Source organism: Streptomyces sp. NPDC104367 (assembly GCF_055583825.1).
The window spans coordinates 114,006-138,881 of record NZ_JBVJND010000028.1 but is presented as its reverse complement, the minus strand read 5'-3'; the positions used below and the strand labels follow the sequence as shown (position 1 = coordinate 138,881).

Annotated in this window: 26 protein-coding genes, 1 pseudogene and 1 riboswitch; of the genes and pseudogenes, 9 read left to right on the top strand and 18 right to left on the bottom strand. The window is 72.5% G+C overall.

The window, feature by feature from the left end:
• Window positions 1–214: 214 nt before the first annotated feature.
• Together ACZ619_RS33880 and ACZ619_RS33875 are read right to left on the bottom strand one after the other, a co-directional pair.
• Window positions 215–1,041 (bottom strand): annotated as a pseudogene (locus ACZ619_RS33880) (metallophosphoesterase); the annotation flags it as partial.
• Between the two features lie 16 nt (window positions 1,042–1,057).
• Entirely contained in the window at window positions 1,058–1,297 is a 240-nt protein-coding gene (locus tag ACZ619_RS33875; protein WP_469607217.1) for an SCO4848 family membrane protein, read from the bottom strand.
• Window positions 1,298–1,400: 103 nt separating this feature from the next.
• Between ACZ619_RS33875 and ACZ619_RS33870 the strand changes: the two genes are divergently transcribed.
• Window positions 1,401–2,675 (top strand): D-alanyl-D-alanine carboxypeptidase family protein, encoded by a 1,275-nt coding sequence (locus ACZ619_RS33870; protein WP_469607228.1) that lies wholly within the window; start codon window positions 1,401–1,403, stop codon window positions 2,673–2,675.
• Here the strand turns inward: ACZ619_RS33870 and ACZ619_RS33865 are convergent.
• Genes ACZ619_RS33865 through ACZ619_RS33850 form a run of 4 tightly spaced genes read right to left on the bottom strand, consistent with a single transcriptional unit; the run spans window position 2,623 to window position 5,454 of the window.
• The gene (locus ACZ619_RS33865) at window positions 2,623–3,528 is read right to left on the bottom strand and encodes a YihY/virulence factor BrkB family protein (protein WP_469607215.1); all 906 of its coding nucleotides are present in this window, start codon (window positions 3,526–3,528) and stop codon (window positions 2,623–2,625) included. The genes ACZ619_RS33870 and ACZ619_RS33865 overlap by 53 nt on opposite strands.
• Entirely contained in the window at window positions 3,516–3,941 is a 426-nt protein-coding gene (locus ACZ619_RS33860; RefSeq protein WP_469607213.1) for a GtrA family protein, read from the bottom strand. Before ACZ619_RS33860 ends, ACZ619_RS33865 begins: the two co-directional genes overlap by 13 nt.
• On the bottom strand, window positions 3,938–4,933 hold the full coding sequence (locus ACZ619_RS33855; RefSeq protein WP_469607210.1) for a decaprenyl-phosphate phosphoribosyltransferase: 996 nt from the start codon (window positions 4,931–4,933) through the stop codon (window positions 3,938–3,940). The genes ACZ619_RS33860 and ACZ619_RS33855 overlap by 4 nt, the downstream gene beginning before the upstream one ends.
• On the bottom strand, window positions 4,930–5,454 hold the full coding sequence (locus tag ACZ619_RS33850) for a phosphatase PAP2 family protein (RefSeq protein ID WP_469607207.1): 525 nt from the start codon (window positions 5,452–5,454) through the stop codon (window positions 4,930–4,932). Before ACZ619_RS33850 ends, ACZ619_RS33855 begins: the two co-directional genes overlap by 4 nt.
• A 150-nt stretch (window positions 5,455–5,604) precedes the next feature.
• Between ACZ619_RS33850 and ACZ619_RS33845 the strand changes: the two genes are divergently transcribed.
• Together ACZ619_RS33845 and ACZ619_RS33840 are read left to right on the top strand one after the other, a co-directional pair.
• Window positions 5,605–6,987, top strand: a complete 1,383-nt coding sequence (locus tag ACZ619_RS33845; protein ID WP_469607205.1) for an FAD-binding protein — start codon at window positions 5,605–5,607, stop codon at window positions 6,985–6,987.
• 35 nt (window positions 6,988–7,022) lie between these two features.
• Entirely contained in the window at window positions 7,023–7,778 is a 756-nt protein-coding gene (locus tag ACZ619_RS33840; protein WP_469607202.1) for a decaprenylphospho-beta-D-erythro-pentofuranosid-2-ulose 2-reductase, read from the top strand.
• A 14-nt stretch (window positions 7,779–7,792) separates the two neighbouring features.
• On the opposite strand, the gene ACZ619_RS33835 is transcribed toward ACZ619_RS33840, so the two are convergent.
• The 3 genes from ACZ619_RS33835 to ACZ619_RS33825 all read right to left on the bottom strand — a co-directional run bounded on the left by ACZ619_RS33835 (window position 7,793) and on the right by ACZ619_RS33825 (window position 11,143).
• Window positions 7,793–8,371, bottom strand: coding sequence for a 2'-5' RNA ligase family protein (locus ACZ619_RS33835; RefSeq protein WP_469607200.1), 579 nt, complete (start codon window positions 8,369–8,371; stop codon window positions 7,793–7,795).
• Between the two features lie 150 nt (window positions 8,372–8,521).
• Entirely contained in the window at window positions 8,522–9,535 is a 1,014-nt protein-coding gene (trpS, locus tag ACZ619_RS33830; RefSeq protein ID WP_469607198.1) for a tryptophan--tRNA ligase, read from the bottom strand.
• A gap of 153 nt (window positions 9,536–9,688) precedes the next feature.
• The gene (locus tag ACZ619_RS33825) at window positions 9,689–11,143 is read right to left on the bottom strand and encodes a glycine hydroxymethyltransferase (protein WP_469607195.1); all 1,455 of its coding nucleotides are present in this window, start codon (window positions 11,141–11,143) and stop codon (window positions 9,689–9,691) included.
• Between the two features lie 33 nt (window positions 11,144–11,176).
• A riboswitch (ZMP/ZTP riboswitch) is annotated at window positions 11,177–11,267 on the bottom strand.
• A 104-nt stretch (window positions 11,268–11,371) separates the two neighbouring features.
• Between ACZ619_RS33825 and rocD the strand changes: the two genes are divergently transcribed.
• A complete protein-coding gene (gene rocD, locus ACZ619_RS33820; protein WP_469607193.1) occupies window positions 11,372–12,577 on the top strand; it encodes an ornithine--oxo-acid transaminase in 1,206 nt (401 codons plus the stop codon).
• Window positions 12,578–12,587: 10 nt separating this feature from the next.
• Here rocD and ACZ619_RS33815 read toward each other — a convergent pair whose 3' ends face one another.
• Together ACZ619_RS33815 and ACZ619_RS33810 are read right to left on the bottom strand one after the other, a co-directional pair.
• Window positions 12,588–13,181, bottom strand: coding sequence for a Uma2 family endonuclease (locus tag ACZ619_RS33815; RefSeq protein ID WP_469607191.1), 594 nt, complete (start codon window positions 13,179–13,181; stop codon window positions 12,588–12,590).
• A gap of 103 nt (window positions 13,182–13,284) precedes the next feature.
• Complete coding sequence (locus ACZ619_RS33810; RefSeq protein WP_469607188.1) at window positions 13,285–13,962, bottom strand: ATP-binding protein; 678 nt, start codon at window positions 13,960–13,962, stop codon at window positions 13,285–13,287.
• Window positions 13,963–14,151: 189 nt separating this feature from the next.
• Between ACZ619_RS33810 and ACZ619_RS33805 the strand changes: the two genes are divergently transcribed.
• The gene (locus ACZ619_RS33805; protein WP_469607186.1) at window positions 14,152–15,036 is read left to right on the top strand and encodes a helix-turn-helix domain-containing protein; all 885 of its coding nucleotides are present in this window, start codon (window positions 14,152–14,154) and stop codon (window positions 15,034–15,036) included.
• Window positions 15,033–15,236, top strand: coding sequence for a DUF397 domain-containing protein (locus ACZ619_RS33800; protein WP_469607184.1), 204 nt, complete (start codon window positions 15,033–15,035; stop codon window positions 15,234–15,236). The genes ACZ619_RS33805 and ACZ619_RS33800 overlap by 4 nt, the downstream gene beginning before the upstream one ends.
• A gap of 31 nt (window positions 15,237–15,267) precedes the next feature.
• Here the strand turns inward: ACZ619_RS33800 and ACZ619_RS33795 are convergent, their stop codons facing one another.
• Both ACZ619_RS33795 and ACZ619_RS33790 read right to left on the bottom strand, forming a co-directional pair.
• Window positions 15,268–16,452, bottom strand: coding sequence for a glutathionylspermidine synthase family protein (locus tag ACZ619_RS33795; protein ID WP_469607182.1), 1,185 nt, complete (start codon window positions 16,450–16,452; stop codon window positions 15,268–15,270).
• Between the two features lie 7 nt (window positions 16,453–16,459).
• Window positions 16,460–16,804, bottom strand: coding sequence for a hypothetical protein (locus ACZ619_RS33790; protein WP_469607179.1), 345 nt, complete (start codon window positions 16,802–16,804; stop codon window positions 16,460–16,462).
• A gap of 135 nt (window positions 16,805–16,939) precedes the next feature.
• Between ACZ619_RS33790 and ACZ619_RS33785 the strand changes: the two genes are divergently transcribed.
• Window positions 16,940–17,797, top strand: a complete 858-nt coding sequence (locus ACZ619_RS33785) for a DMT family transporter (protein WP_469607226.1) — start codon at window positions 16,940–16,942, stop codon at window positions 17,795–17,797.
• Window positions 17,798–17,879: 82 nt separating this feature from the next.
• Here the strand turns inward: ACZ619_RS33785 and pdxR are convergent, their stop codons facing one another.
• Window positions 17,880–19,316 (bottom strand): MocR-like pyridoxine biosynthesis transcription factor PdxR, encoded by a 1,437-nt coding sequence (gene pdxR / locus ACZ619_RS33780; protein ID WP_469607178.1) that lies wholly within the window; start codon window positions 19,314–19,316, stop codon window positions 17,880–17,882.
• Window positions 19,317–19,363: 47 nt separating this feature from the next.
• Here pdxR and ACZ619_RS33775 point away from each other — a divergent pair, with 47 nt between their 5' ends.
• A complete protein-coding gene (locus ACZ619_RS33775) occupies window positions 19,364–19,861 on the top strand; it encodes a carboxymuconolactone decarboxylase family protein (RefSeq protein ID WP_469607175.1) in 498 nt (165 codons plus the stop codon).
• The gene (locus ACZ619_RS33770; protein WP_469607173.1) at window positions 19,858–20,568 is read left to right on the top strand and encodes an isocitrate lyase/PEP mutase family protein; all 711 of its coding nucleotides are present in this window, start codon (window positions 19,858–19,860) and stop codon (window positions 20,566–20,568) included. The genes ACZ619_RS33775 and ACZ619_RS33770 overlap by 4 nt, the downstream gene beginning before the upstream one ends.
• Window positions 20,569–20,667: 99 nt before the next feature.
• On the opposite strand, the gene ACZ619_RS33765 is transcribed toward ACZ619_RS33770, so the two are convergent.
• The 4 genes from ACZ619_RS33765 to ACZ619_RS33750 all read right to left on the bottom strand — a co-directional run bounded on the left by ACZ619_RS33765 (window position 20,668) and on the right by ACZ619_RS33750 (window position 24,728).
• Window positions 20,668–21,324 (bottom strand): DUF2637 domain-containing protein, encoded by a 657-nt coding sequence (locus tag ACZ619_RS33765; RefSeq protein ID WP_469607170.1) that lies wholly within the window; start codon window positions 21,322–21,324, stop codon window positions 20,668–20,670.
• 186 nt (window positions 21,325–21,510) lie between these two features.
• Window positions 21,511–22,194 (bottom strand): hypothetical protein, encoded by a 684-nt coding sequence (locus ACZ619_RS33760; protein WP_469607169.1) that lies wholly within the window; start codon window positions 22,192–22,194, stop codon window positions 21,511–21,513.
• 436 nt (window positions 22,195–22,630) lie between these two features.
• Window positions 22,631–22,981 (bottom strand): hypothetical protein, encoded by a 351-nt coding sequence (locus ACZ619_RS33755; protein ID WP_469607166.1) that lies wholly within the window; start codon window positions 22,979–22,981, stop codon window positions 22,631–22,633.
• Entirely contained in the window at window positions 22,971–24,728 is a 1,758-nt protein-coding gene (locus ACZ619_RS33750; RefSeq protein WP_469607164.1) for a hypothetical protein, read from the bottom strand. Before ACZ619_RS33750 ends, ACZ619_RS33755 begins: the two co-directional genes overlap by 11 nt.
• Between the last annotated feature and the right edge of the window lie 148 nt (window positions 24,729–24,876).

Below are 24,876 nucleotides of genomic sequence, written 5' to 3'. Positions count from 1 at the left end.
CGCCCCGCAGCGGTCAGACCGCCGCCATCCGCGTACCTCATGACGAGGATGTAGCACCGCCAACGCCCGCTGTCACCCCACCCTTTCAACCTCAGCGTCAGGAACAGCAGAGGTCTACCAACGAACCACAGCCGGTCCGCATCAGCGCTGAGCAGCCAACTCTTCTTTTCTGCAATCTAGTTGGGAGCGATGACTCCGAGTATTCTCAAGCTCGGTTCCCGGTGACGAAGAAGGCGCCGTGGCGGGCGGAGAGCCGGGCGAGGGGGGCGGCGGCGGGGCCGAGGTCCTTCACGCTGCCGTCGACGAGGTCGCCCACGACGGCGATGAGGTCGGGCTGGGTGGCGTTGACCGTGTCCACGACGCGCTGCGCGAAGCCGCGGCCGAGGACGGGGCCGAGGTGGATGTCGCTCACGACGGCGATGCGGTAACCGTGGGCGGCGCGGGGAAGTTTGGCGAGCGGGACTGTGACGCGTTTCACTCCGGGTCCGCGGAGGACTCCGTAGGTTCCCAGGCCGACGGTGGCCGTCGCCGCGGTGGCGGCTGCGCCGCCGACGACCCGGGAGACGAAGAGGCGGCGGGACGGGTCGGTCGGGGGTGCCGCGGTGGGGGTGGGGGTTGTTCGGCCGGGAGCGGGGGCGGCTTCGGCGGGTTCTGGCGGTTGCGCTTCGTCGGGGCCGGGCGCGCCCGCGCGGCGGTGGCCGCGGATCCGGTACGGCCCCGCGCCCCTTTCGGGGCGCTTCAGGGTTCGGGTCAGCAGGGGGCGGAGAGTTCGCCCGCCGTCACCGCCAGCAGCAGGTAGAGGGAGAGGGCCATCCAGAGGAAGCCCGGCCAGGCCAGGGTGCGCTGGAGGGGGAACGGGGCGTGGCCCACCTCGGCGAAGAGGGCCGCGAACATCAGGACCGGGCCGGTGACGAAGAGGGCCGTGCCGATGCGGCGGGGCCATGTCCGGCCCGTCGTCGTGTCGTGGACGAGACGGCGCCACAGGTACCGGTACAGGCCCGCCACCACCGCGAGGGCGACAAGCGCGAAGACGATGACCACCCTGCCGTGTCCCCCGTTATGACGTGCGGCGCAGTGCGCGTACTCCGCGCAACCCGATGACCCCGATGGCCGTCCCCAATACGAAGGACACGACGGCCAGCGTCAGGTGGATCCAGAAGTAGGCCGTGGGGCGGCCGTCGTCGAAGGCGAGCCCGCTGCCGTCCTTGACCAGGTTTTTGACGAAAGTGATCCAGATGAACCAGCTCCACACCCCGAACGCGAGCAGGAACCAGGAGACCGGACGGCTGAGCTTCATGGGTTCAGTATCTCCGTCCGCTGTCCGGTTCCGATTCCGGGGTGGGGTCGCTGATGGGACTTCGCGGTCCGTGGCAGGTACGTTCTCGTCCGTGCCCGCACCGATGCCCCCCACCAGCCGCTCCCTGCTGGTCGCCACCGCCGCCCTGCTGTCCCTCTCGCTCACCGCACCGGCCGCGCTCGCCGCGCCCACCCCCTCGACGAGTCCGTCGGCCACTCCCCCGGCACAGATGTCGACGGTCGGCGGTGCCCTGCTGGGCCGGCCCGGTACCCAGGTGTCCCTGGCCGCCGGGGTGCCGGTGCTGCCCAAGGACATCACGGCGCGTTCCTGGATCGTCTCCGACGCCGAGTCGGGCGAGGTGCTCGCCGCGCACAACGCGCACTGGCGGCTGCCCCCGGCGAGCACCCTGAAGATGCTGTTCGCGGACACCGTGCTGCCCCGGTTCCCGAAGTCGACCACGCACCGGGTGGTGCCGGCCGACCTCGCCGGCATGGGCGCCGGTTCCAGCCTGGTCGGGATAAAGGAGGGCCAGACGTACACGGTCCACGACCTGTGGCTCGGGGTCTTCCTGCGCTCCGGGAACGACGCCATGCACGTGCTGTCCTCGATGAACGGCGGTGTCGGACAGACCGTCCGGGACATGCAGGACCACGCGGACAAACTCCAGGCGCTGGACACGCACGTGGTGAGTCCGGACGGGTACGACGCGGCCGGGCAGGTCTCGTCGGCGTACGACCTGTCGCTGTTCGCGCGTTCGGGGCTGCAGAAGAAGGACTTCCGGGAGTACTGCTCGACGGTGCGGGCGGCGTTCCCCGGTGACACGTCGAAGAACACCAAGGGCAAGTCGGTGCGGGACTCCTTCGAGATCCAGAACACCAACCGGCTGCTGAGCGGCGACACCGACGTGTCGGTCTACCCGGGCATCGCCGGGGTGAAGAACGGCAACACCACCAACGCCGGGGCCACCTTCACCGGGGTCGCCGAGCGGGGCGGCCGGGTGCTGCTGGTCACGGTGATGAACCCGGAGAAGAAGGAGCACAACGAGGTCTACAAGGAGACCGCCAAGCTGTTCGACTGGGGTTTCCGGGCGGCCGGCAAGGTGACTCCGGTGGGCGAGCTGGTGCCGCCCAAGGGGGCGACCGACACCGGTGCGCAGCCGGGGGCCACCGCCTCGGCGTCCGGCGACGGGACCGGCTCGGGCTCCGCGCACGGCGCCGGGTCGACCCCGGTGGCGGCCGGTTCGGCCGGCGCGTCCGGCGGGATCGGGATCGCGCTGTCGATCGCGGGCGGCGCGCTGGTGCTGCTCGCGGGCGCGGCCTTCCTGGTCAACCGGCGCTGGCCGCTGCCGGACCTGGTGCGCCGGCGGCCTCGGCCCTGACCTCGCCGCTGCTCTGCGTCGCCGTCCAGGCGGCGCAGAACAGCACGAGTTTCGCCGTGAAGTTGATCCACAGCAGCAGGGCGACCGGCACCCCGAACGCGCCGTACATGCTCTTCGCGGCGACGCCCTGGATGTAGCCGCTGAGCAGCAGCTTGAGGAGTTCGAAGCCGACCGCGCCGAGCAGGGCCGCCTCCAGCAGGCGGCGGCGCGGCGGTTCGACGCCGGGCAGCAGGGTGAGGACGTAGAGCAGCAGCAGGAAGTCGGCGGTCACGGCGACGGTGAAGGCGGCGGTGCGCAGCAGCAGGGTGCCCCAGCTGTGGTCGGCGAGGCCGAGGTGCCGGGAGGTCCAGCCGACCGCCGCCGAGGCGATCGTGGAGACGGCGAGGGTGACGAGTACCGCGCCGCCGAAGCCGATCAGGATGATGCCGTCCGCCGCCTTGGCGAGGACCGGGTTCTTGTCCCGGTCGGGCAGCTCCCACACCACGCGCAGGCAGTCCCGCATCTGGCCGACCCAGCCGATGCCGATGAACAGCAGGACGGCACCGGCGATGAGCCCGACCGTGCCGGCGTTCTGGACCAGGGCGTTGATGTCCAGTTGGTCGGAGATGCCGGGGACCTGGTCGGCGATCTTGTTCTGGAGGTTCTTCTGCTGCGATTCGCTCAGCGTGGCGGCGGCGATCGCGGCGCCCACGGTCAGCAGCGGGAAGAGCGAGATGAAGCTGATGAAGGTCATGGCGGCGGCCAGCCGGGCCCACTTCACCCGGTCCAGCCGCTCGTACGCCCGCCAGGCGTGCGTGGACATCAGCCGGCCCACCAGCGGGCCGACGACGGGGAGTTTTCTCAGCCAGTCCATGATCCGACTCTGCCCCCTGCGCGGAAGACCAATGTCCGGGTACCCCAGAATCGCAGGACCGTGGCCAGCGCCATGCCGACGACCGCCCCGGAGACGGTGTCGGCGCGCTGCGAGGTGAGGCCGAGCCCGTAGTGGCTGACGGCGAGACAGCACAGCTGGACCAGGGCGCCGGCGAGGTTCACGGCGACGAAGACCGCGTAGGGGCGCACGCCGCCCGCCCGGGTGTGGCGGTAGGTGCCGCGCGCGTTGCCGAGGTAGGCGACCGTGCAGCCGGCCACGAAGGACAGGGACTTGGCGGTGAGCGGGTCGAGGCCGGCCGGGCCGCGCAGGCCGGTGAAGAGGGCGAGGTCGACGGCGTAGGCGAGCAGGCCGGCGACGGCGAAGCCGATCAGCTCGCGCCGGTCCGCGCTCACCAGTGGGCCACCGCGAGACCGTACATGGCGAGCCAGGCCAGGCCGATCAGGGCGAGGGCGCGGTCGCGCAGGACGACGTCCTCGGGTTCGCCCGCGGTGCCCCGGTCGGCGAAGACGGCGTAGCGCAGGATCGCCAGGATGAAGGCGACCATGGACAGCTGGCGCCAGGGCAGCAGGCCGTCCGGATGCCCGGTGTTGTGGCCCTCCAGGGCCCACAGGCAGTAGGCGAGGACGGCGACGCCGGCGGCCAGCTGCCAGACGAAGCGGAGGTAGCCGGTGGTGTACTCGGTGAGCAACGCGCGCGTGGCGCCCGCTTTCCCGGCCATCTGCACGGCCTCGGAGTAGCGCTTGGCGGACACCATGAACAGGGCGCCGAAGCCGGTGGTGATGAGGAACCAGCGGGAGAGCGGGATGCCGAGCGCGATCCCGCCGATCATCGCCCGCATCAGGAAGCCGGTGGTGACGACGACGAGGTCGACGACCAGGATGTGCTTGAGGGCGACGCAGTACGCCAGCTGCATGCCCAGGTAGGCGATCAGGAGCGCCGGGACCAGCGGGGGCATCAGCCGGGCCGCGAGCAGCGGTGCGAGGACGGCCAGGACGGCTCCGGCGGTGTAGGCGACGGGGACCGGGACGCGGCCGGCGGCGACCGGGCGGCGGCACTTGACGGGGTGGGCGCGGTCGGCCTCGGCGTCCCGGGCGTCGTTGATCAGGTAGACGGCGGCGGCGCAGGCGGTGAACAGGGCGAAGGTGAGGGCGAGGCGGGCCAGGGCGGGCCAGGAGAAGAGCTGGCCGGCGGCGGCCGGGGCGGCGATGACGAGGGTGTTCTTGACCCACTGCTTGGGGCGGGTGGTCCTCAGCAGGCCGTTGAGGACTCCGCCGGGGGTGACACGCGCGCGTGCCGGGCCATGGGCCCGGGAGGAGTGCGCGCGCTGTTCGTGCAGAGTCGTTTCAGCAAGCGCCTCGCCGGCTGCGTGGGCGGTCTCGGTCACGCGTGCCTCCCCGCGTACGGGGCACCGGGTGCTCCCCCGCGCATCCAACGCGTTCCCGCGCGCGCCGTGAGCGCCCCGAGGGCCGCGCCCGCCGCCACGTCCGTGGGCCAGTGCACCCCGACGACCAGCCGGGACAGGCACATGGCGGCGGCGAGGGGCGCGAACGCGGGCGCGCCGAGCGCCCCGAAGGCGACGGCGGCCGCCGCCGCGGAGGTGGCGTGCGAGCTGGGGAAGGAGTGCCGGCCCGCGGTGTGCACCAGGGGCCGGACATGCGCGGGGCGGGCACGGCGCACGATCCGTTTGACGCCCATGCTGCCGAGGTGCGCACCCGCGACCAGCGCCGTCCCGCGCAGCCAGGCGCCGCGTCGCGCGCGGTCCGCGGCGGCCCCGGCGAGGCCCGCCGCGAGCCAGAGCGCGCCGTGCTCACCGGCGAGCGAGAGACCGCGCGCGGCCGACGCGACGCGTGGATCGGCACCGCAGGCGTGCAGCGCGGAGAGGATCCGGTGATCCATGTCGTCCATTGGACCCACTGTTCACCCCGACACCTCCAAACCTAAGACCATATGGAGCGACATTCAGATAATCACCCGTTTCGGGGAGTCAGGTGATCTTCAGTAACCCATCGCGCTCAACTCCCCTCACACCCGTGGGGCGGCGATACGGTCGACGTCATGCCTGGAAAGCCTGGCGGGCCCGCCGCGCCTGAAGCCACCGTCTCCGTCACGGGATGGGGCCGCACCGCCCCCACCGCCGCCCGCCTGATCCGCCCCCGCACCTACCAGGAGGCGGCGGACGCGATCCGCGACTGCGGGGCGCGCGGCGGTATCGCGCGGGGCCTCGGCCGGGCGTACGGCGACGCGGCGCAGAACGCCGGCGGAGCCGTGCTCGACATGACGGGCCTCGACCGGGTCCACGCCGTCGACGCCGACGGCGGCACCGTGCTGTGCGACGCGGGGATCTCGCTGCACCGCCTGATGGAGGTGCTGCTGCCGCTCGGCTGGTTCGTCCCGGTGACCCCGGGGACCCGCCAGGTGACGGTGGGCGGCGCGATCGGCGCCGACATCCACGGCAAGAACCACCATGTCTCGGGGTCCTTCTCCCGGCATGTGCTGTCCTTCGAACTCCTCACCGCCGACGGCCGTGTCCGCACGGTGAGCCGCGGCACCCCGCTGTTCGACGCGACGGCGGGCGGCATGGGGCTGACCGGAGTGATCCTCACGGCGACCCTGAGCCTCCTCCCGGTCGAGACCTCGTACATGTCCGTCGACACCGAGCGCGCCGACGACCTCGACGACCTGATGGCCCGCCTCACCGCGACCGACCACCGCTACCGCTACTCGGTCGCCTGGATCGACCTGCTCGCGCGCGGGGCGGCGACCGGGCGCGCGGTGCTCACCCGGGGCGACCACGCCCCCCTGGAGGCGCTCGGCGAGGGCACCCGCGCCGGGCGGGCGCCCCTCGCCTTCCGTCCCCGCGAGCTCCCGCCCGCCCCCGCCTTCCTCCCCGGCGGCCTCCTCGGCCGCACCACGGTCGGCCTCTTCAACGAGCTCTGGTACCGCAAGGCACCCCGCGCGCGTACCGGCCGGCTCCAGCGGCTCTCCGCCTTCTTCCACCCCCTGGACGGGGTCCCGCACTGGAACCGCGTCTACGGCCGGGCCGGCTTCGTCCAGTACCAGTTCGTCGTCGGGTACGGCCAGGAGGACGCCCTGCGCCGGATCGTGACCCGGATCTCGGAGCACCGCTGTCCGTCCTTCCTCGCCGTCCTCAAGCGCTTCGGCGACGCCGACCCCGGCTGGCTCTCCTTCCCCGCGCCCGGCTGGACCCTCGCCCTGGACATCCCGGCCGCCCTGCCCGGCCTCGCCGCGCTCCTCGACGGACTGGACGAGGAGGTCGCCGCCGCCGGCGGCCGCGTCTACCTCGCCAAGGACGCCCGGATGCGCCCCGAACTCCTCGCCGCGATGTACCCACGGCTCTCCGAATTCCGCTCCCTGCGAGCGGAGTTGGACCCACGTGGAGTCTTCGTCTCCGACCTGTCCCGCCGTCTCGGTCTCTAGGGCCCCGGCCCCAGCCCCAGCACTCAGGAGTCGCAGTGAAGGACGCCTTCGGAATGCCCCAGTCCCTGCTCGTCCTCGGCGGTACGTCCGAGATCGCGCTGGCCACCGCGCGCCGGCTGATCGCCCGCCGCACCCGCACGGTCTGGCTGGCGGGCCGCCCCTCCCCCGGGCTCGAACAGGCCGCCGAACAGCTGCGCGCCCTCGGCCCCGACGTCCACACCGTCCCCTTCGACGCGCTCGACCCCGAGTCCCACGAGACCGCCCTCGGCAAGGTCTTCGCCAACGGCGACGTCGACGTGGTCCTGCTGGCCTTCGGCATCCTCGGCGACCAGGCGACCGACGAGCGCGAACCGGTGAACGCCGTGCGGGTCGCCCAGACCAACTACACCGGCGCGGTCTCGGCGGGCCTCGTCAGCGCGCGGGCCCTCCAGACGCAGGGCCACGGCTCCCTGGTGGTCCTGTCGTCCGTCGCCGGCGAGCGCGCCCGCCGCTCCAACTTCATCTACGGCTCCAGCAAGGCGGGCCTGGACGCGTTCGCGCAGGGCCTCGGCGACGCGCTGCACGGGACGGGCGTGCACGTGATGGTCGTACGACCGGGGTTCGTGCGGTCCAGGATGACGGCGGGCCTGGAGGAGGCGCCCCTGGCCACGACCCCGGAGGCGGTGGCGACGGCGATCGAGCTGGGCCTGCGCAGGCGCTCGGAGGTGGTGTGGGTGCCGGGGGCGCTCAGGGTGGTGATGTCGGCCCTGCGGCACGCGCCGCGGAGCGTCTTCCGGAGACTGCCGGTCTGATCCCGGCCGGCCGGCTACCGGCTCGCGATGCTCCCCCGCTCCGCGTGCCCCACCTGAGGAGGCACGACGGAGCCCCCGAAGGCGTAGTCGCGCAGCTTGCGCCACACCCCGTCCGGGCCCTGCTCGTACAACGCGAACCCCATGCAGGACCACTCCGCCTCGAACTCCGCCAGCTCGGCGAAGGCCCGGTCCATCGCGGCCTCGTCGATCCCGTGGGCGACGGTGACGTGCGGGTGGTACGGGAACTGGAGCTCGCGGTCGAGCGGACCGGAGGCGTCCCGCACCCGCTGCTGGAGCCAGGCGCAGTCGTCCGCGCCCTGGACCACCCGGACGTAGACGACCGGCGAGAGCGGCCGGAAGGTGCCGGTACCGCACAGCCGCATCGGGAAGGGCCTGCCGACCGCGGCGACCTCGCCCAGGTGGGCCTCGACGGCGGCCAGCGAGCCGTCGGCGACCTCCGTCGGCGGCAGCAGCGTCACATGGGTCGGAATGCCATGGGCCGCGGCGTCGCCGAAGCCCGCGCGCCGCTCCTGGAGCAGGCTGCCGTGAGGCTCCGGGACCGCGATCGACACGCCGATCGTTACGGTCCCCACGTCATCTCCCGTCGGTCGTGGTGGTCGGACGCGTGTCGGGTTCGTACCCGGGCGTCCGGCTATCGACTGTACGGCCACGGCCGCCTCCCGGGCAGCCGTGGCCGAAGTGATGTGCAGCGCTTCGCCCCGCTCGGTGCCTCGCGGCGCCGTTCAGTGCTTCGCGGGCAGGAAGCCCACCCTGTCGTAGGCCTGGGCCAGCGTCTCCGCGGCGACCGCGCGGGCCTTCTCCGCGCCCTTGGCCAGGATCGAGTCGAGCGTCTCGGAGTCGTCCAGGTACTGCTGGGTGCGCTGGCGGAACGGGGTGACGAACTCGACCATGATCTCGGCGAGGTCCGTCTTGAGGGCGCCGTACATCTTGCCCTCGTACTCCCGCTCCAGGTCGGCGACCGGCTTGCCGGTGAGGGTGGAGTAGATGGTGAGGAGGTTCGAGACACCCGGCTTCCCGGCGGCGTCGTAGCGGATCACCGTGTCCGTGTCGGTGACCGCGCTCTTGACCTTCTTCGCCGTGGCCTTCGGGTCGTCGAGCAGGTTGATGAGGCCCTTCGGCGTGGACGCCGACTTGCTCATCTTGATCGACGGGTCCTGGAGGTCGTAGATCTTCGCCGTCTCCTTGAGGATGTACGGCTTCGGGATGGTGAAGGTCTCGCCGAAGCGGCCGTTGAAGCGCTCGGCGAGGTCACGGGTGAGCTCGACGTGCTGGCGCTGGTCCTCGCCGACGGGCACCTCGTGGGCCTGGTAGAGCAGGATGTCGGCGACCTGGAGGATCGGGTACGTGAACAGGCCGACGGAGGCGCGGTCGCTGCCCTGCTTGGCCGCCTTGTCCTTGAACTGGGTCATACGGCCGGCCTCGCCGAAACCGGTGAGGCAGTTCATGACCCAGGCGAGCTGGGCGTGCTCGGGGACGTGGCTCTGCACGAAGAGGGTGCAGCGGTCCGGGTCCAGGCCGGCGGCGAGCAGCTGGGCGGCGGCGAGGCGGGTGTTGGCGCGCAGGTCCGCGGGGTCCTGCGGGATCGTGATCGCGTGCAGGTCGACGACCATGTAGAAGGCGTCGTGGGACTCCTGGAGGGCTACCCACTGGCGGACCGCGCCGAGGTAGTTGCCCAGGTGGAACGAGCCGGCGGTGGGCTGGATGCCGGAGAGCACGCGGGGTCGATCAGAGGCCATGCTCACCATTCTCTCAGAGGGTGAGGGTGGGAATGGCCCGGCGGTGGGAGGGCGGTCCCGGGGCGCGGGGGACTGCGGGCCGGTGATGGCCGTTCGCGCCCCGCGGCGGAGCCGCACACGGATGCGGCCCCGCGCCCCGGGAGGCAGGCCGGCTCAGCCGAGGTCGATCTCCGGGTACAGCGGGAAGCCCGCCACCAGGTCCGTCGCGCGCTGGGCGATCTCCGTCGAGACCTTCTCGTCCAGGACGTGGGAGGCCTTCGACGGGGCGCCGGACTTGGTCGTGCCCGGCTCGGTGGCGGCCAGGACGCGGTCGATCAGGCCCGCGACCTCGTCCATCTCGGCCGTGCCGAGGCCGCGCGTGGTGAGCGCCGGGGTGCCGATGCGGATGCCGGAGGTGTACCAGGCGCCGTTCGGGTCGGCCGGGATCGCGTTGCGGTTGGTGACGATGCCGGAGTCGAGCAGGGCCGTCTCGGCCTGGCGGCCGGTGAGGCCGTACGACGACTCGACGTCGATCAGGTTGAGGTGGTTGTCCGTGCCGCCGGTCACCAGCGTGGCGCCCCGGCGCATCAGGCCCTCGGCCAGCGCGCGCGCGTTGTCGACGATGCGCTGGGCGTAGTCCTGGAAGGCGGGCTGCCGGGCCTCGGCCAGGGCGACCGCCTTGGCGGCCATGACGTGCGGGAGCGGGCCGCCGAGGACCATCGGGCAGCCGCGGTCGACCTGGTCCTTGAGGGAGTCGTCGCACAGGACCATGCCGCCGCGCGGGCCGCGCAGCGACTTGTGGGTGGTCGTGGTCACGATCTGGGCGTGCGGGACCGGGTCGAAGTCGCCGGTCAGGACCTTGCCGGCGACCAGACCGGCGAAGTGCGCCATGTCGACCATGAGGGTCGCGCCGACCTCGTCGGCGATCTCGCGCATGATCCGGAAGTTCACCAGCCGCGGGTACGCGGAGTAGCCGGCGACGATGATCAGCGGCTTGAAGTCACGGGCCTGGGCGCGCAGCGCGTCGTAGTCGATCAGACCGGTGGCCGGGTCGGTGCCGTAGGAGCGCTGGTCGAACATCTTGCCGGAGATGTTCGGGCGGAAGCCGTGGGTGAGGTGGCCGCCCGCGTCCAGGGACATGCCGAGCATCCGCTGGTTGCCGAAGGCCTGCCGTAGCTCGGCCCAGTCGGCCTCGGAGAGGTCGTTGATCTGGCGGACGCCGGTCTTCGCCAGGAAGGGCACCTCGACGCGGTCGGCGAGGACGGCCCAGAAGGCGACCAGGTTGGCGTCGATGCCGGAGTGCGGCTGGACGTAGGCGTGCCGGGCGCCGAACAGCTCGCGGGCGTGCTCGGCGGCGAGGCCCTCGACGGTGTCGACGTTGCGGCAGCCGGCGTAGAAGCGGCGGCCGATGGTGCCCTCGGCGTACTTGTCGCTGAACCAGTTGCCCATCGCGAGCAGGGTCGCCGGGGAGGCGTAGTTCTCGGAGGCGATCAGCTTGAGCATCTCGCGCTGGTCGGCGACCTCCCGGCCGATCGCGTCGGCGACCCGCGGCTCGACCGCGCGGATCACGTCGAGGGCGGCGCGGTAGGCGGTGGACTCGGTGGACAGGGGCGCGGACTTGTCGGTCATTCGGGACCTCCGGACGTGGCGTTCGGCGTTCACGGTTGCGGCCCAGGCGCACGGCACTCGATCACGACGCGGGCCGCTCCCCGATGGTCGGTCCCATCCCAGCGCGCCAGTCACGGCCCGCTGGTCACATTACCGGGCACGCCGGGCCGGAGGGTCGTGGCGTCCACCAGTCGGGCAGGTGCAGAGGGTAGTAAAGGGGGGCATCTCGCCGCGTTCTCTGGAGTCGTCGTGACCACTACGGAAGCCCTCGTCGCCGCCGCCGAAGCGCACGGCGCCCACAACTACCACCCGCTGCCGGTGGTGATCGCCACGGCCGACGGCGCGTGGATGACGGATGTCGAGGGGCGCCGCTACCTGGACTTCCTCGCCGGGTACTCGGCGCTGAACTTCGGGCACGGCCACCCCCGGCTGGTCGCGGCGGCGAAGGCGCAGCTCGAACGGGTGACGCTGACGTCCCGGGCCTTCCACCACGACCGGTTCGCCGCGTTCTGCACGGAGCTGGCCGAGCTGTGCGGGATGGAGATGGTGCTGCCCGTGAACACCGGGGTGGAGGCGGTGGAGACCGCGGTGAAGACCGCCCGGAAGTGGGGGTACCGGGTGAAGGGGGTGCCGGCGGAGATGGCGAAGGTGGTCGTCGCGGGCGGGAACTTCCACGGGCGTACGACGACCGTGATCAGTTTCTCGACGGACCCGGAGGCGCGGGCGGACTTCGGGCCGTACACGCCCGGGTTCGAGATCGTGCCGTACGGCGACCTGACGGCGATGCGGGCGGCGGTGACCGAGAACACGGTCGCCGTGCTGCTGGAGCCGATCCAGGGCGAGTCGGGGGTGATCGTGCCGCCGGCCGGCTACCTGCCGGCGGTGCGGGAGCTGACCCGGGAGCGGAACGTGCTCTTCGTCGCCGACGAGGTCCAGTCGGGGCTGGGGCGGACCGGGCGGACCTTCGCGTGCGAGCACGAGGGGGTCGTCCCGGACGTGTACGTCCTCGGGAAGGCGCTGGGCGGCGGGGTGCTGCCGGTGTCGGCGGTCGTCGCGAGCGCGGAGGTGCTGGGGGTCTTCCGGCCCGGCGAGCACGGGTCCACCTTCGGCGGGAACCCGCTGGCCTGCGCGGTGGCCCTGGAGGTGATCGCGATGCTGCGGACCGGGGAGTTCCAGGAGCGGGCGGCCGAGCTGGGCGAGGTGCTGCACCGGCGGCTTGCGGAGATCGCCGGGAGCGGACGGGTGACGGCCGTGCGGGGGCGGGGGCTGTGGGCGGGGGTGGACGTCGATCCGGCGGTGGGGTCGGGACGGGCCGTCTCGGAGCGGCTGATGGAGCGGGGGGTGCTGCTGAAGGACACGCACGGGACGACCGTGCGGATCGCCCCGCCGCTGGTGGTGGAGGAGGAGGACCTGGAGTGGGGGGTCGAGCAGTTGTGGGAGGTGCTGAGCGGGTGAGGCACCGCGGTCAGCGTCCCGGCCGCGTCCCGTACAGGCCGAGTCCGGCCGTGGACAACTCGCCACCGAGGTGGGCGGGCAACGGCACCTCTTCGCCGTAGTTGCCATGGACGACGCTCCGGTACTCGCCCTCCCCGGGCCGGCCGAACAGCGACCACGTGCCGGTCCGCGGGTCGACCTGCAAGAGACGGGCGACGCCCGCGGCCGCGTACCACGCGGTCTTCTCGTTGATGCCCTTGAGCCGCTCGGACGGAGAGATGACCTCTACGGCCAGTTCGACCGCGTCGGAGTCGAGGAGCCACCCGTCGTCGTCCTTGAACGCACGGGGGCCGATGGTCAGGTCCGGGGTCGCGTAGTCGTCCGGATCATCAGGCATCGGAACGGACACGTTCTCGAACGCCTCGTACGAAGCCGAAAGGCCGGGGCGGACGGCATCGCGCAGGTCGATGACGATCCCGGCGCGCCTGCCGCTCGGGCTGGGCGACATCACGAGCGTTCCTCCGATGATCTCAACCTTCATGCCGGTGGCCTGCTCGATGCTCTCGGCGGCTTCGCGCAGGTGCCCACGGCGGACGGGAATCGGGTGATGAGCCGGGGTGCTCAAGGTGCCACCTCTTTCGTTGCCTGGCCGAAGCCCCCACGGGGAGTGTCTGCACGCTCACGCGACATGGTTCGCACTGTACGGCGGGGGATCGGGGGCAGGGATCTCAGCGATCACCGAACCGAGTGACCGTACCTGGTGATCCCAGCGGGCCGCCGTCCCGTACGACCAGTGGCTCCGCGGCGGGCACCCGCAACGCCGGGCCCTCGTCCAGGCCGAGCACGACGGTGGGACCACCCGCTGCGTCGGGCTCGGCGCGCATCGTACGGACACCACGCCACTCGCCCCGCACCCGCACCCGCACGTGATGCCCGGGACGCACGACAGCCGCCGCGACCTCTCTCCCGGCAGGCTCGGCCACGATGTCCGCGGCCTTCAGCTCGGCCCACACCGTCTTCCCGATCCCGCCCGCGCGCTCCTCGACGCCCCATCGGTCAGCCACCGCCTCCACCAGCAGCAGCCCGCGCCCGCCCGTCTCCTCGTCACCGGGCACGCGCACCTCGGGCATACCGGGACCCGCGTCACTGACCTCCAGCCGCAACAGCCCGTCCACCGGCACGCGCAGAATCCGGACGCCCACCTGCCGGCCACTCGGCACGGGCACGCGGAGCGCGTTGGTCACGAGCTCGGAGAGCACCAACTCGGCGTTTTCCAGGGTGTCTTGCCCAACGCCCCAGTCGCCGAGCACGGCGTGCAGCAGGGCGCGCGCCCGAGGGACGCTGGCGTGACTCCGAGGGAATCGGCAGGTGATCTCGTGGGTGTGTGTATTGGCCCGTCCAGCCATGGCGACCCTCAAGGGCTCGGCAACAGTGACGAAGTCCCCGCAGCACAATTCCAGTTGCAGCTACGTGCCTCGCCAGAATGGCCAGCCAAGGAATCAACTCGCAACGTTGACAGAGTCATTCGATTTCTTTTTCATCCTTCCGAGTTAGGGCAGAGAACAAGAGGACGTGTCTCTGCTAAAAGAGGGTTCATGACTACGCGCGGCACCACCGACCGGCCCTCCACCGTTCTGGGGCGACAGCTTGGCGACGAACTGCGCAGGTACCGAGAAGCCACGGGCATGTCCACCACCGAGGCCGCCGACGCGCTTGACTGCACCAAGGGCAAGATCAGCCGCATGGAGAACGGCCGCGTCCTGGTGCGAACTCCGGACGTGGTCGCGCTGCTTCACGCCTACGGGATCACCGACCCCGAAACGCATGAACGCCTCACCGTCCTCACACGAGCGGCCAACCGCCGACGCCGCCAGGGCTGGTGGCACGGATACGAATCGGTGCTCGGCGAGGCTTATCGCGACCAGATCGAGATGGAGGCCATCTGCGACAGCATTCGGACGTACCAAGTCCAGTTGGTACCTGGGCTTTTGCAGACCGCGGAGTACGGACGTGCGGTGACGGTCGCCTCGCGCACCTGGCAGACGCCCGAGGAGATCGACCAGTTTGTTCGGGTGCGGCTGGCCCGTCAGGAACGGCTCACAGGCGAAGACCCCTTGGAGCTGTGGGCCGTAGTGGCCGAAGGTGTTCTGCATCAGCAGGTCGGAGGGCCGGATGTGATGCGCGACCAGCTCGAGCACTTGGCACGCATGGCCGAGCGGTCCAACGTCACCGTTCAGGTGCTGCCGTTCTCTCACGGAGCGCACTCAGGTATGTTCGGGCCGTACCTGCTGCTGAGCTTTCCGCAAATGGCATCGCTCGACCTCGTCCTGACAGAGACACCGACCGGCAACATGTGGATAGAGCAGGAGCCTCAAGTCGCTCACTATCGTGCGCTCTTCGACGATGCACGGACCAGAGCACTGCCACCAGCGGAATCGCTCACGCTGATCCGACGTGTCGCCAAGGAGTATCAGCCATGAGCCATGAGCCCGCCATATCGCCGAGTGTGCCGGAAGCAGTGTGGCGGACGAGCAGCCACAGCGGCGGACAGGGCGACTGCGTCGAAGTCGCCGACAACTGCCCCTCCCTGATACCCGTCCGCGACAGCAAGCGCCCCGCCGGCCCCGCACTCACCTTCTCCCCCAGCGCGTGGACCGCGTTCGTCGGCCACCTGCGCTGAACGACCGGCTTCCGGTCGACGGGGCCCCGCGCTACAGGATCACGTGGGGCAGGAAGCGGGCGTAGTCGTCGGTCACCAGGTCCTCGGACTCGCGGATGCCGAGGCCCGCGGGCTCGTCGCCGACCACCCAGGCGCCGAGCACCGTGTGGTTGCCGTCGAAGGTCGGCAGGGGGGCCAGTTCCTGGTAGCAGCAGGGCTCTTCGCGTACGACCGGGGCGTGTCCCGCCTCGTGCACCAGTACGCCCGCGCCCTCGCGGCCCAGCAGGGGCTTGCTGACGTAGCCCGCCGTGCGGGACAGCTCTCTCGGGCCGTCCAGGTACGCCGCGAGCAGGTTCGGGTGGCCCGGGTACAGCTCCCACAGGACCGCCAGCAGCGCCTTGTTGCTGAGCAGCATCTTCCAGGCCGGCTCGATCCACATCGTGGTGCCGGTGCCGCCGCCGTTGTCCAGGGTGGCGAGGGCGTGCTCGGCGAAGGCGTCGGTGGTGAGCCACTCCCAGGGGTAGAGCTTGAAGCAGGCGCGGATGAAGCGGAGCCGGTTGTCGACGAAGCGGCCGGAGAGGGTGTCCCAGCCGATCTCCTCCATGGAGATCCAGTCGGTGTCCAGACCGGCCTGCTCGGCGGTCTCCTTGAGGTAGGCGACCGTCATCAGGTCCTCGCCGAGTTCGTCGGCGGCGGAGTGGGCGAAGTGCAGCGGGGTGCCGGGCGGGAGCAGCCGGGACTGGCTCCGCCAGGCCCCGACCAGGCGTTCGTGCAGGCTGTTCCACTGGTCGGCGCCGGGGAAGCGGTCCTCCATCCAGAACCACTGCGCCGACGCGGCCTCCACCAGGGAGGTGGGGGTGTCGGCGTTGTACTCCAGGAGTTTCGCGGGGCCCGTGCCGTCGTGGCGCAGGTCGAAGCGGCCGTAGAGGGAGGGGAGTTCGGAGCGGCGGTGCCAGGCCTCGGTCACCGCGGACACGACCCGCGGGTCGGTGATGCCGAGGTCGGCGAAGCGGTCGCGGGCCACGATGTGGTCCGCCGCCGCCAGGCACATCGCGTGCAGCTCCTCGACGGTCTCCTCCAGCGCCTCCACCTCGTCCAGGGTGAGGACGTAGTACGCGCTCTCGTCCCAGTACGGGCGCAGGGTGCCGTCGGGATGGCGGGTGAGGGGGTAGATCAGGCCCTGCTCCTCGACGGTCCGCTGCCAGCCGGGGCGGGGTTCGGTCGTACGGCGCCGCATGGACCGGTCAACCGCCGGAGCTGCCGTGGCCGCTGCCGAAGCCGCCCCGGTGGACGCTGTGGCCGCCGCCCGACGAACCGCCCGAACCGCTGCTCGGCCGGGTGAAGGAACCGCCCTTGACCCAGCCGCCCTTCTTCTTGCCGCCGTAGTAGTAGGCGCCGTCGACGGAGGCCTTTACGGTCTTGCAGTTCGTGTCGGAGACGACCTGGTAGCCCTTGGCCGCGCGGTAGCTGTCGCGGTCCACGCAGCGCTTGTCGGGGTCGGAGGAGCAGGCGCTGAGGGCGGCGGCCAGGAGGCCCATACCGCCGAGGACGACCGTGCCGGACCGCAGTCGACGGCGTGCGTCAGCCATGCTCGTACTCCCCCGTGTCGTGTGTTCGACGACAGCTTAGACGAGCGGTTTCGGCCACCCCCGGGCCTGCCGGGGGCGCCCCTGGGACCCGCTCCCCTCCCCCGCAGCCCCTACAGTCCTCTCGTGCTCTTCGGAATGGTGTGCGCCCTCGCGGCCGCGGTCTGCTTCGGTACGGCGACGGTCCTCCAGGCGATGGCCGCGCGGGCGGCCGGTGACGGCGCGGGCGGGGAGGCGGCGCTGCTGCTGCGGGCCGTGCGGCAGTGGCGGTACGTCGTCGGACTCGGGCTGGACGGGCTGGGGTTCGTCTTCCAGATCCTGGCGCTGCGGTCGATCCCCATCTACGCCGTGAGCGCGGCGCTGGCCTCCTCCCTCGCGGTGACCGCGGTGGTCGCGGCGCGGCTGCTGCGGGTGCGGCTGAGCGGGACGGAGTGGGGCGCGGTGGGGGTGGTGTGCGCCGGGCTCGCGATGCTGGGGCTGGCCGCGGGGCCGGAGGGCGGGCGGGCCGGGACCGCGGCACTGGAGTGGGCGATGCTCGGGATCGGCGTCGGGGTGCTGCTGCTGGGCCTGGGCGGCGGGCGGCTGTCGGGGCGGTGGCGGGCGCTGGTGCTGGGCCTCGGGGCGGGGTTCGGGTTCGGGGTGGTGGAGGTGTCGGTGCGGCTGATCGACACCCTGCGGCCGGCCGGGCTGCTGACCGATCCGGCGGCCTACGCCCTGCTGGTCGGCGGGGGCGGCGCCTTCATGCTGCTGACCTCCGCGCTGCAACGCGGCTCGGTGACCACGGCGACGGCCGGGATGGTCATCGGGGAGACGATCGGGCCGGCCGCGGTCGGGGTCGTCTGGCTCGGCGACCGCACCCGGGAGGGGCTGGCCTGGCTGGCCGTGCTCGGCTTCACGGTGGCCGTGGCGGGCGCACTGGCCCTGGCCCGCTTCGGCGAGGCCCCGGACACGGAGCAGCCCGCACCGGAAAGCGCCTCGCACCGACCGACGGGGTGAAGAGCAGACCCCCGGCCCCCGGCCCCCGGCCCCCGGCCCCCGGCCCCCGGCAATCATCAGGGGCGGCCCGGCGCCGGGGAGTTCACGGTGGGCCGGTGACGGCCGGGTCCGACAGAACTGTGCAGAGGGTGTCCAGCGCTCCCGACCAGGCGTGGTCGGCGGGGGTGCCGTAGCCGAGGACGAGGGCGTCCGGGACCTCGACGGCGGCCCCGGGGTGGCGGTGGCGCGGGACGAGCCCCTCGACGGCCAGGCCCCGTTCGGCGGCCGCCCGGACCACCCGGCGCCGGCTGCCCGGCGGGAGCCGCAGCACGATGTGCAGGCCCGCCGCGATGCCGGTGACCCGGACCGCGGGGGCGCGCTCGGCGAGGGCCGCGACCAGCGCGTCCCGGCGGCCGCGGTAGCGGGAGCGGGCGGCGCGGACATGACGGTCGTAGGCGCCGGAGGTGATGAACTCGGCGAGCGTCAGCTGGTCCGGCGCCCCGCAGGTGTCCACCCCGCCCTTGGCCGCGACGACCTCCCGCGCCACGCCCGGCGGCAGCACCATCCAGGCCAGCCGCAGCCCGGGGGCGAGGGACTTGCTGGCGGTGCCGAGGTAGACCACCTCGTCGGGGGCGAGGCCCTGGAGCGCGCCGACGGGCCGGCGGTCGTAGCGGAACTCGCCGTCGTAGTCGTCCTCCAGGACCAGGCCGCCGGTGCGGCGCGCCCAGTCCACGACGGCCGCCCGCCGGTCGTGGTGCAGCGGTACGCCCATCGGGAACTGGTGCGAGGGGGTGAGCAGGACCGCGGCCGGGCCGGCCGCCAACTGCCGGGTGTCCGTGCCGAGTTCGTCGAAGGGCAGCGGGACCTGGCTGAGCCCGGCCGCCGTCAGCAGCTGCCAGTGCTCGTCCAGGCCGTACGACTCCACCGCGACCGACCCGGCCCCGCGCTCCCGCAGCGTCCGGCCGAGCAGGGCGAGGCCGTGCGAGAACCCGGCGCAGATCACGATGCGTTCGGGGTCGGCGCGCACGCCCCGGGCGCGGGCGAGATAGGAGGCGAGGGCGGTGCGCAGTTCGATCCGGCCGCGCGGGTCGCCGTAGCCGAAGGCGTCGGACGGGGCGGCGGTGAGGGCGCGCCGGGCGGCCCTGAGCCACTCGGTGCGCGGGAAGGCGGAGACGTCGGGGAAGCCGGCCCGCAGGTCGTAGGCGGGCTGCCGGGCGGTCGTACCGGCCGCCGCGGCCGGGCCGCGCGGGTCCGGCGGCAGGGCGGGCACGCCGTCCGCCACGCGGGTGCCCGAGCCCTGCCGGGCGGTGAGCCAGCCCTCGGCGACCAGGTCGGCGTAGGCGTCGGCGACCGTGTTGCGGGCGATGCCGAGGTCGACGGCGAGGGAGCGGGAGGAGGGCAGCCGGGTCCCCGGCACCAGCCGGCCGCTGCGGACGGCCTCGCGCAGGGCGTCGGTCAGGCCCCGGCGCAGCCCGGGACCGGCCGGTTCCAGGTGCAGGTCGATCCCCAGAGCCGATCGAGTGGCCCATGTTCTCTGCATGAAAATGGACCATACCTCTGGGCTGCCTGGCGCCTAGTGTCGACGGTATGAGCACTCAGGAGAACGCCGGGTACGTCCCCGAGCACACCCCACGCCTCGCCTGGACCGAACACGCGCCCGAGGTCTACAAGGCGATGGTCCGGCTGGACGGGGCCGCCCGTAAGGGCCTGGACGCCAAGCTGTTCGAGCTGGTGAAGATCCGCGCCTCGCAGCTCAACCACTGCGCGTACTGCCTGGACATGCACACCAAGGACGCGCTCGCGGCGGGCGAGACCGTCCAGCGCATCGTCCAGCTCGGCGCCTGGGAGGAGTCGAAGCACTTCTACACCGAGCAGGAGCTCGCCGCGATCGAGCTGACCGAGGCGGTCACCGTGCTGACCGACGGTTTCGTGCCGGACGAGGTGTACGAGCGGGCCGCGAAGCACTTCGACGAGGCGCAGCTGACCCAGCTGATCGCCTCGATCATCGTGATCAACTCCTGGAACCGGTTCGCCGTGACGACCCGGATGGTGCCCGGTCACTACACGCCCGGACAGCACGGATGAGCAAGGCCGACGTCTTCCGGGCGCTGCACCACGGGCGTCCGCCGGGCGACCCGCTGGTCCTGCCCGGTCCCTGGGACGCGGCGAGCGCCCGCGCCCTGGTGGCGGCCGGTTTCCCGGCGCTGGCGACGCCCAGCGCCGGGATCGCGGCCTCGCTCGGGTACCCGGACGGGGCGACCCCGGCGGACGAGATGTTCGCGGCCGTGGCGCGGATCACCCGGGCCGTGGACGTACCGGTGTCGGCGGACGTGGAGGACGGGTACGGGCTGGCTCCGAAGGAACTGGTCGAGCGGCTGCTGGCGGCGGGGGCGGTGGGCTGCAACCTGGAGGACTCCGCCGGGGGCGTCCTCAAGGACCCGCACGAGCACGCCGAATGGCTGGCCGAGGTGCGTTCGGCCGCCGGTGACCTGCTGTTCGTGAACGCCCGGGTCGACACCTTCGAGCGCGGGGTCACCGATCCCGAACGGGCCGTCGAGCGGGCCGCGTTGTACGTGGCGGCGGGCGCGGACTGCGTCTACCCGATCGGCGCCCCGCCCGCCGTGCTGCCCCTGCTGCGGGCCGGCGTCGAGGGCCCGCTGAACATGTACGCCCGCGCGGACGGCACGGGCCCCTCGCCCGCCGCCCTCGGCGAACTCGGGGCCACACGCGTCACGTTCGGCCCGGGACTGCTGCGCCTCGCGCTGCGGTCGGTCCAGGAGGCCCTGGTCTAGGGCTCGGGTCCAGGGCTCGGGTCTGGAGACCCTGGTCCAGGGGCTCGGGTCCAGGGGCTCAGGTCTGGGGCTCAGGTGCAGGGGCTCAGGTGCAGGGGCTCAGGTCTGCGGCTTCGGGCTCCGTGGATCGGCACCGGTGGCGTGCCGGGGCCGCCGGCCCCGGCTGGAGATCTGGCCGACGAGTTCCCAGAAGCACACCAGGGCGGTGACCGGGGGGATCCCGAAGATCACCAGCGAGAGCAGCGCATGGGACGAGTGGCTGACGCACAGGGCCACGGCCGTCAGGGAGGCGGCCAGGACGACGCACCAGGAACGCCGCGCGCTCCGGCGTTGCGCGGTGGCCCGGACCACGGAGAGCGCCGCCACGAACCATGGCCCGTACACCGTCAGGGGCCAGTACCGCGCCAGTGCCCCGGGGAGCACCGCGGAGGCGATTCCGCGGAGTTGGCCGTACGAATAACACACGGACCAGGTCAGCATGCACACCGCGCACAGGGACACCGCCGCGATCAGGAAGGTGATGTGCGTGACGCGCCGGCCGCCGTCGAGCAGATGGGGTTCGTGGCGGGGCCGCCGGCGGCTGCTTCCGCGCGGGGCCGGTACGCGCACCGGGACGGCGGGCGGGCTCATGGCGGCCGGTGCGGCCAGCATCTGGGCCAGTTCCTCGACCGGGTCCCAGTCGTTCGGCGGGGCGTCCGGTTGCGGGACGCCCCAGGTGTGGTCGTAGAGACCGGCATCGTTCTGGAAGCCGTCCACGGTCAGCCCCTTCCCCCGCGTAGCAGTCCAATCGCGTCACGGAGAGCTAACGAATGCCGTACGTGACGGAACCCGGGGAATCCGAGGTCATGCCGGGAAGGATGAATATGCAGGCAATTACATTCAATGCGCGCTGAAATTAAATACGCGAAGATGTGACTGGAAGGTGTGACTGTCCCTCTGCGGTCAGTTCACGGAGGAATCCGCGTCGCAGACCGTGTCCGGCGGGCAGAACCAGTCCACGGCGGTCGTGAGGTACGCCAGTTCGTCGTCCCGGCCGTCGGCGTCGGGGCCGTAGGAGGCGACGGCGTAGATGTTGCCGTCCGGCGCGACGAAGCGTTCGTCGAGGACGTGCCAGGTGCCGATGTCGGGCTCGCCGCTGAGCCGGTCGGCGAGGTACTCCAGGCGGGAACCGGTGAAGGTGCCGTCGTCGAGGTCGGTCAGGCCGAGCTCCTGGAAGCCGTCCGGCTTGGGGGTCCGGTCGGAGAGGTACAGCTCGAAGGAGGCCTTCGGGGACTCCTCCGCGACCTGGTAGACCTGCACCCGGTGCTCGCCGTCCGCACTGCGGTAGTTGACGACGGCCATCCCGTACGACGAGTCGACCTGCGACCGGGTCCACCCCTCGGGAACGGCGATCCGGAACCCCTCGGTGTCCTGGCGCAGCCGGTATCCCGGGGGAGGCGCGCCGACCGAGGGCGACGGCGAGGCGCTCCCGGTCGGCGACGCGGACGCCTCCGTACGCCCCTCGGACGGCGTCACGCTCCCGGGGGCGGCAGCGGCGCCGGCCTTCCCCCCGTCCCCCCTCCCCGGGCCCAGCACCAGCCCCACGACCACCCCGACGACCACCACCGCACCGACGACGGACCACACCCCCCACCGCCGCCGCCCCCGTCCCCGTCCCCCCGACGGCGCCACGTACTCCGGCGGCCCACCGGCCCACCACTCCCCGTCCGAAGCGGCCGCCACCGCCTCGGCCCCCGAGACCGGAGGCCACACCACCCCGGAGCCGGAGACCGACGGCCCGCCGTCCGAACCCGAACCCGCCACCGGGGGCCACGCCGGGGCGCCCTCCGGCGCCGGGCCGGCGACCGGGGGCCACGCCGGGGCGGGGACCGCGGGCGACACCGGCCCCCCGGCCGACGCCGGACCGGACCCGAAAGCCGGCTCCGTGCCCGCACCCGCGCTCGCGCCCGCGGGCCCGCCCGGTGGGGGTGTCGGGGGTGGGGTCGTGGGGTGGGTGGCTGTTTCCCAGCGTTGGGTGGCTTCGTTCCAGTGGCTGGTTCCCCCGTCGCTCATCGGCCGCCTCTCACATCCCCAGCACGCCGGCCAGGGCGCCCGCGGAGGCGAGGACGCTCAGCAGGGCCTGGGAGTCGGCGAGGAGCTCGCGCAGGCGTTCCCGGCGGGTGGGGCCCGCCTGCCCCGTGCGGGTGATCTCGTCCTCGGCGTCGGCGAGCGCCGAGTTCAGCGCGGCGGTCTGCTCGGTGCCCCGCACCCGCTCCAGGTCGGCCCGCAACTCCCGTATCGCGAGGAGAAGTTCCTCGTCGGCCTGGGAGCCGGAGGCGCCGTGGTGGTGGCTCTCGGCATGCGCGTGGCTGCCGATGGCGAACGTGCTCCCGGAGACGTTGCCCAGACTGACCCGCGGCTCGTCACTTGCCATTGCTGTCGGCCCCCTTCTGCGTCGTGAAACTGGTCGCGCCGGCGTGGCTGCCGAAGGCGACCGTGGATCCCTCGATCCGGTCGACGCTCACGTTGAAGCTGTTGTTGACGGTCTTCTGGACGAACTCGCCGGTCTCGTAACCGGCTTCGGCGAGCGCGGCCCGGACGCCGTTCGCCACCCGGTCCTGGACGCTGCGCAGGTAGCGGACGACGTCCATCTCCTGGAACCGGGAGCCGACGTCCATCGAGCCCAGCTCGCGCACGGACAGCGCGGGTCCCTCGGGCAGCGCGCCCGCGTGGCCGCCGGTCAGCAGCCGCCACACGTGCACCGCGCCCCGCCCGAGCTGGGCGAGTGAGCGGCCCACCGAACCGGGCACCAGGACGATCGCGGCGGCCGCCTTGCCGAGCCAGTTGTTGTGCCGGAAGCGGTGGGCGGCGCGGTCGGCGTCCTTGAAGTCCTGGCGGACCGGGGTCAGCACGTGCGGGGCGACCTCCAGGACCAGCATCCGGCCCTGGGTGTGGACGCGCACGAACACCGTGACGACCACCTCCTCCTCCCAGCCGCCGACGCGGATGCGCAGGAAGTGCCGGCGCTTCTCCCCGCCCTCCTCGACGGCCCGCGCCCGGTGCTCCTCGAAGGCCTGCGGGAGGTACGGCGCCTGGTCCCGGGCGGGCAGTCCCTCCACGGGCAGGAACACGCACTCGTCGATCTCCAGCCGGCGCAGCCGGTCGCGCGCCCCGGGTCCCGCGTACTCGGCGGGCACCCGCAGCTGTTCGAGCAGCGGGCGGATCTTCTCCAGGACGGCGCGGTTGCCGATCGGCCGCTGCTCCTTCTTCAGCTCGTCCGGCCTCAGTTCGACGGCGAGCACCCAGGTGTCGTAGCCCGCTCCGGCGCCGCAGAACGGGTCGGCCTCGTTGTACATGATCAGCGGGGCGTGCTGCTCGATCCGGATGCGGTGCTTGAGCCGCTGGAAGCGCGGGCTCTCGGCCTTCTCCGCGGGGTCGTTCGCCGCGTCCGGGAAGCGCTGCGGGGAGAGTTCCCCGGCCAGTGCCCGGCTGAACTGGGTGCGCTGGGCGTGCGCGCACAGGGCGATGCCGGCGAACACGGCGAGCGTGAGCCAGGCGTGCCAGGCCGTGCCCAGCCCGCCGATGTCGCCGGTGCCGGGGGCGACCAGGTCGGTCCAGCCGGTGGAGTCGGAGCCGTAGGAGCCGGAGCCGTAGGAGTACGAGGAGTCGTAGGACGGGCTGTCGTCCGAGCCGCCGCCGAACGCGATGACGAGGGTGGCGAAGAGGGCGACGGCGTAGAAGGACCGGCCCCACCAGCGGACCATGAACGCGACGGCCACCCGGTACAGCGGGGGCTGCGCGGCGCGGCCCCTGATCCAGGGGGCGACGGCGAGCGCGATGCCGGGCGCCAGGAAGAGGGCGAGCAGTCCGCCGCTCAGCGGCAGGCCCACCACCCAGAGGCCGAGGATGGCCGCCGCCCAGAGCAGTTCCTGGCGGCGGGCGCGCAGGGCGTGGGCGAGGACGCGGGCGGCGTCGAAGCCGAGCGAGGGCGCGGCGATCCGCTGTTCGTTGAGGAGGAGTTCCCCGATGACCCGGTCCCGGTAACCGGAATCCAGGTAGGTGCCCGCGCACAGCAGCCGGGTCGCCTCGCTGGCGTACGGCGGTGTGGGCGGCAGCGCGGGCGGCGGCCCGCCGGGCGGCGGCCCCGGTTGTGGTTGCTGCGGCACGTAAGCAGTGCTCACGCCATCCCCCGATGCGTGTGAAGTGCTTTGTGGAACGTCAAGTTGACAGTCCATCAGCATAGGGGGAGGGCCGTGACCGGGGATACGGAATTCGCGATCTGGAATTCGCGGTGACCGCCGCCGGTCCGGCCACCCGGTCCGGCCACCC

What these genes read in the sequence shown, in the direction of transcription:
- ACZ619_RS33875 (WP_469607217.1), bottom strand. Translation starts at nt 1,297, where the DNA reads ATGAAGCTCAGCCGTCCGGTCTCCTGGTTCCTGCTCGCGTTCGGGGTG.
- ACZ619_RS33870 (WP_469607228.1), top strand. Translation starts at nt 1,401, where the DNA reads ATGCCCCCCACCAGCCGCTCCCTGCTGGTCGCCACCGCCGCCCTGCTG.
- ACZ619_RS33865 (WP_469607215.1), bottom strand. Translation starts at nt 3,528, where the DNA reads ATGGACTGGCTGAGAAAACTCCCCGTCGTCGGCCCGCTGGTGGGCCGG.
- ACZ619_RS33850 (WP_469607207.1), bottom strand. Translation starts at nt 5,454, where the DNA reads ATGGACGACATGGATCACCGGATCCTCTCCGCGCTGCACGCCTGCGGT.
- ACZ619_RS33845 (WP_469607205.1), top strand. Translation starts at nt 5,605, where the DNA reads ATGCCTGGAAAGCCTGGCGGGCCCGCCGCGCCTGAAGCCACCGTCTCC.
- trpS (WP_469607198.1), bottom strand. Translation starts at nt 9,535, where the DNA reads ATGGCCTCTGATCGACCCCGCGTGCTCTCCGGCATCCAGCCCACCGCC.
- ACZ619_RS33825 (WP_469607195.1), bottom strand. Translation starts at nt 11,143, where the DNA reads ATGACCGACAAGTCCGCGCCCCTGTCCACCGAGTCCACCGCCTACCGC.
- ACZ619_RS33810 (WP_469607188.1), bottom strand. Translation starts at nt 13,962, where the DNA reads ATGGCTGGACGGGCCAATACACACACCCACGAGATCACCTGCCGATTC.
- ACZ619_RS33805 (WP_469607186.1), top strand. Translation starts at nt 14,152, where the DNA reads ATGACTACGCGCGGCACCACCGACCGGCCCTCCACCGTTCTGGGGCGA.
- ACZ619_RS33800 (WP_469607184.1), top strand. Translation starts at nt 15,033, where the DNA reads ATGAGCCATGAGCCCGCCATATCGCCGAGTGTGCCGGAAGCAGTGTGG.
- ACZ619_RS33795 (WP_469607182.1), bottom strand. Translation starts at nt 16,452, where the DNA reads ATGCGGCGCCGTACGACCGAACCCCGCCCCGGCTGGCAGCGGACCGTC.
- ACZ619_RS33790 (WP_469607179.1), bottom strand. Translation starts at nt 16,804, where the DNA reads ATGGCTGACGCACGCCGTCGACTGCGGTCCGGCACGGTCGTCCTCGGC.
- ACZ619_RS33785 (WP_469607226.1), top strand. Translation starts at nt 16,940, where the DNA reads ATGGTGTGCGCCCTCGCGGCCGCGGTCTGCTTCGGTACGGCGACGGTC.
- pdxR (WP_469607178.1), bottom strand. Translation starts at nt 19,316, where the DNA reads ATGCAGAGAACATGGGCCACTCGATCGGCTCTGGGGATCGACCTGCAC.
- ACZ619_RS33775 (WP_469607175.1), top strand. Translation starts at nt 19,364, where the DNA reads ATGAGCACTCAGGAGAACGCCGGGTACGTCCCCGAGCACACCCCACGC.
- ACZ619_RS33770 (WP_469607173.1), top strand. Translation starts at nt 19,858, where the DNA reads ATGAGCAAGGCCGACGTCTTCCGGGCGCTGCACCACGGGCGTCCGCCG.
- ACZ619_RS33755 (WP_469607166.1), bottom strand. Translation starts at nt 22,981, where the DNA reads ATGGCAAGTGACGAGCCGCGGGTCAGTCTGGGCAACGTCTCCGGGAGC.